Source organism: Salsipaludibacter albus (assembly GCF_019798055.1).
Classification (GTDB): Bacteria; Actinomycetota; Nitriliruptoria; order Nitriliruptorales; family Nitriliruptoraceae; genus Salsipaludibacter; species Salsipaludibacter albus.
On the sequence record NZ_JAHOPH010000066.1, the window covers coordinates 1 to 3,915 of the forward strand.

Sequence of the window (3,915 nt, forward strand, 5' to 3'; positions counted from 1 at the left end):
CCCCCCGACCGACCCCGAACGCCGGAGCGACCCGACGATGGCCAGTGACTTCACCGACCCCGCCCCACCCCGCGACGACGAGGTCGCATCCGACATCGACCCGCAGACCCTGCTCGAGGACCTTGCGGCGTTGCACGGCCTGGCGGTGACCGCCGAGACCCTCGCTGGTCGCCTGGGCCAGCACGACGTCCACCTCGACCGGACCCAGCGCTCGGCGCTCGAGACCTGCCGCGACAACGCGCGGGCGATCGTGGCCTCACTGGACCGCGTGGTGTGACCCCGGGTCCGGCGCGCTCCCGCCGCTCGACGTGGTCGCCGCGCCGGTCCCCGAGCGGCTGCGCCACCAGGCCCAGACCGCCAGCAGGACCATCGCGTCGCGCAGCAGCACGGCGGTCGTGAACGGCCACACCGGCCACGCCCCCTCCAGCCCGTCGCCCACGTAGCCGGCGAGGTGGCGGAACCGGGTCACGTGGACGCCGACGTCGAACACGGTCAGCGCCGCGACGATCCGCCAGCCCGGCCACGCCAGCGCCAGCAGTGGCAGCAGCCACAACGTGAACTGCGGCGACCAGACCTTCCCGACCAGCAGGAAGGCCGCGACCAGCGCCAGCCCGGCCTCGTGCCAGCGCACGGCCGGGAACGACCGGACCGTCATCACCAGCAGGACGACCACGGTCACCAGGGTGAGCACGGCGACCCAGGCGTTGAGGACCGGCACGGACGGGTCCCAGCCCAGCGGGGTCACGACCAGGTACCACAGCGAGTCCCAGTCGGCGACGCGCTCCTGGTTGAGGTCGAGGAACAGCCGCCAGCCCTCCCACGAGGCGAGCATCACGGGCACGTTCAGCAGCAACCACGCCCCCGCCGCCCCCAGCGCGGTCCGCGTCGCGTTGGGCAGCCCCCGCAGCCGCCACGCCGCCGGGACGACCAGCAACAGCAACAGGGCCGGCCACAGCTTGGTCGCGACGCCCAGCCCCAGCAGGATCCCGGCCGCAAGGTCCCGGCCGCGGCGGTGGGCGACCAGCCCGCCGGTGGCCAGCGCCACCGTCAGCAGGTCCCAGTTCACCGCTGCGGCCATCATGACGATCGGCCCGGCCATCAGCGCGGTCGGACGCCGCCAGCCGACCTCGCGCGCCAACAGCCACGTCGCGACGGCGGCACAGGCGGCCAGCAGCACCCCGGTCGCGACCAGGAACTGGGTCGCGCTCTGGCTGGGCACGCCGATGCCCCACGCGACCAGGCCGATGCCCGGTGGGTACTCGAGGGGCTGGTCGACCCAGGGGATGCCCTGGCCGAACGAGCGGGCGCCGAACAGGGCCGCGACGTCGCTGTAGCCGGCCATGGTGTAGGCCTCCGGCAGCAGCATGTGGGTCGACTTCCACCACACCGACACGAAGACCGCCGCGGCCGACGCCAGCGCCGCGAGCAGGGCCGGGACGTCGAAGCCGTCGGACGACGAGGCCGAGATCGCCCGACCGTCGGCGTCGTGCTCGACCGCGCTCATCGGGGCAGCAGCAGGCCGACGACCAGTGCGGCGATCCCCAGTACGGCGAATCCCAGCGACCGGCCCGCGTACCACCCGAACAGGGCCAGCACGGTCCCGAGCATGGCGAGTGCGGGCCCCCACAGCCGGACCGGCTCACCCGCGCGGTCGGCGTCCTCGGCCGGGTCGACCTGGATGCGTCCGTGCCGGTCGATCCAGGCACCCTCGGGGGCGTCGTACCAGCCCCGCAGGCGGGTGGACGGCAGGTCGACACGCTCGTCGGCCGACAGCCCACCCAGCACCTCGCCCCACGACGTGGCCAGCTCGGCACGCAGCTCGTCGGCCCACTCGCGGTCGACGATGACCTCGGTCCGACCCTCGTGGTCGACCAGGCGATGCGGGATGCCGCGGTGGACCAGCAGGCCCCCCAGTCGGTCCGCGACGACGGGGTCGAAGGTGCCCAGCAGCCGGTCGACCCGGGCGGGCAGGGGCGCGTCGTCGGGCAGGAGCGGCAGGCCACAGTCGACGCAGGCCACGACGCCGTCCACGTAGGTGTCGTGGCAGCGGGGGCAGATCGGCATGGTCGCGACGCCGGTCACACCGGGGCGTCGCCCTCCTGGTCGGTGGGGGACGGGTCGGTGACGTCCTGGTCGACCACGCCGGGTCGCTCGTCGTCACCGTCGGGCTGGTCGTCCGAGGCCGGGACCGGGAGGTCGTCGAGCCCCTCCAGGAGGTGGGCCGGGATGTCCGGGGTGCGGTCGGAGGTCTGAGAGCGCGGTACGGCCGCCGAACCGTCGTCGGGGCAGGTCTCGACCCAGGGCTGCAGCTCGCGTCCGCAGATGGGACAGACCAGGTCGTCGAGGTGGAGGGAGACGTGGTCGCCCCCGAGGTCGTCGTCCTCGTCCTTCTGCTGGCGTCCGAGGAAGGCCATCAGCGTTCCTGTCGTCGCAGGCGGTCGACCGTGTCCCCGGCGCCGTTCAGGCCCTCGCCCGACCACCGCACGCCGGTGTCGGGGCACTCCCAGGTCCGCCCCGTCCCCGACGCCCCGAGGTCGTCCAGGTGGGTGCGGGCGTAGTCCGCTGCGATCGCACCGGACAGGTGGTTGAGGACGTGGCAGCGGCAGGGGACCATGGGCGGCTCGGGACCTGTTCGACGACGACACGCGAAGGTACCGACTGCCCGATCCGGCCCACCTCGTGGGCGGTCGTGTCCACACCTCGCCAGTAGCGTGCACCGCGACGAGCGAGGGAGGCGGGTGGTGCACCGGCGCGAGCCGAGCGGGCCACGGGCGCGCGACCCCGCCGTGGGCCGGCTGCCGACCGACGACGCCGAGGTGCCGGGGTTCCTGCACGGGCTCGGCCTGGACGGGATGGTCGACATGCACGTGCACGTCATGCCCGACCGCCTGCAGGAGTCGGTCTGGAACTGGTTCGACGCGCTGGAGGATCCGGTCTGGCCGATCCGGTTCCGGACGGACGCGCCGACCCGACTGGCCCACCTGGCCGAGACCGGGGTCGTGGCCCACACCGCCCTGGCCTACGCCCACCGACCCGGGATGCTCGGCTGGCTCAACGACCACACCCTGGCGATGGCCGAGGCACACCCGCAGGTGGTCCCGACCTTCACGATCTACCCCGACGACGACGTCGACGAGCAGGTGACGCGCGCCCTGGACCGGGGTGGGCGCGTGTGCAAGGTCCACACCCAGGTCGGCCACTACCACCTGTCGGACCCGCGTCTGGCCACCACGTGGGAGCGGCTGGCCGACGCCGGCGTGCTCGTGCTGGCCCACGTCACGGTCGTGTACGGCGTCGAGGGCGGCGACGAGTGGTGTGGCATCGACACGCTGGCCGACCTGCTCGACCGCCACCCGGACCTGCGGGTGGTCGTCGCCCACCTCGGGATGCCCGAGCTGGACGACACGCTCGCCCTGGCCCGCCAGGCCCCGGACACGGTCCTGCTCGACCCGTCGATGGCGCTGCACGACGGCGAGCACCTGCAGCAGTCGTTCTCGTCGGCCCAGCTGCGCGCCCTCGCGGACCGGTGGGAGCAGCTGGTGTTCGGCTCCGACTTCCCCTCGATCCCCCACGACCTCGCCGCCCAGCTCCGTGGCCTCGACCGCCTCGCCCTCGCCCCCCACCAGTGGCGCGCCATCCTCCACCACACCCCCACCCCCCACCTCACCCCACCCTGAGGGAGCCTTCGGCGAAGCAGCGCTGGACGTTCCGAGCGCAGCGAGGAACTCCAATGTGCCTGGATGTTGGCAGCGACGGAGGATCATCACGGGGCACACGGCGAAGCAGCGCTGGACGTTCCGAGTTGCCCTGTGTCAAGCTGCGGTGGTGAGGTGGGCTTTCGCGTTGCCGTGGCGGGTGGGGTCGTAGGCGGTGTGGTCTTGCCAGCAGCGCCAGATGACGCGGAGCCAGGCACGG

Annotated in this window: 6 protein-coding genes; 2 read left to right on the forward strand and 4 right to left on the reverse strand. The window is 73.4% G+C overall.

The window, feature by feature from the left end; translation table 11 throughout:
- On the forward strand, window positions 1–277 hold a 277-nt coding region (locus tag KR546_RS18770), incomplete at its 5' end, for a hypothetical protein (protein ID WP_238446252.1).
- On the opposite strand, the gene KR546_RS18775 is transcribed toward KR546_RS18770, so the two are convergent.
- From KR546_RS18775 to KR546_RS18790, 4 genes are read right to left on the reverse strand one after another with little or no spacing between them, the layout of a single operon-like run.
- Window positions 257–1,504, reverse strand: coding sequence for a glycosyltransferase 87 family protein (locus KR546_RS18775; protein WP_238446253.1), 1,248 nt, complete (start codon window positions 1,502–1,504; stop codon window positions 257–259). The genes KR546_RS18770 and KR546_RS18775 overlap by 21 nt on opposite strands.
- The gene (locus tag KR546_RS18780; protein ID WP_238446254.1) at window positions 1,501–2,064 is read right to left on the reverse strand and encodes a hypothetical protein; all 564 of its coding nucleotides are present in this window, start codon (window positions 2,062–2,064) and stop codon (window positions 1,501–1,503) included. The genes KR546_RS18775 and KR546_RS18780 overlap by 4 nt, the downstream gene beginning before the upstream one ends.
- A gap of 14 nt (window positions 2,065–2,078) precedes the next feature.
- Entirely contained in the window at window positions 2,079–2,414 is a 336-nt protein-coding gene (locus tag KR546_RS18785; protein ID WP_238446255.1) for a hypothetical protein, read from the reverse strand.
- Window positions 2,414–2,614 (reverse strand): hypothetical protein, encoded by a 201-nt coding sequence (locus KR546_RS18790; protein ID WP_238446256.1) that lies wholly within the window; start codon window positions 2,612–2,614, stop codon window positions 2,414–2,416. The genes KR546_RS18785 and KR546_RS18790 overlap by 1 nt, the downstream gene beginning before the upstream one ends.
- A 127-nt stretch (window positions 2,615–2,741) precedes the next feature.
- Here KR546_RS18790 and KR546_RS18795 point away from each other — a divergent pair, with 127 nt between their 5' ends.
- Window positions 2,742–3,677, forward strand: coding sequence for an amidohydrolase family protein (locus KR546_RS18795; protein WP_238446257.1), 936 nt, complete (start codon window positions 2,742–2,744; stop codon window positions 3,675–3,677).
- Window positions 3,678–3,915: the final 238 nt, after the last annotated feature.

Coding starts and splice junctions, on each gene's coding strand:
- KR546_RS18775 (WP_238446253.1), bottom strand. CDS start 1,504: ATGAGCGCGGTCGAGCACGACGCCGACGGTCGGGCGATCTCGGCCTCG.
- KR546_RS18780 (WP_238446254.1), bottom strand. CDS start 2,064: ATGCCGATCTGCCCCCGCTGCCACGACACCTACGTGGACGGCGTCGTG.
- KR546_RS18785 (WP_238446255.1), bottom strand. CDS start 2,414: ATGGCCTTCCTCGGACGCCAGCAGAAGGACGAGGACGACGACCTCGGG.
- KR546_RS18790 (WP_238446256.1), bottom strand. CDS start 2,614: ATGGTCCCCTGCCGCTGCCACGTCCTCAACCACCTGTCCGGTGCGATC.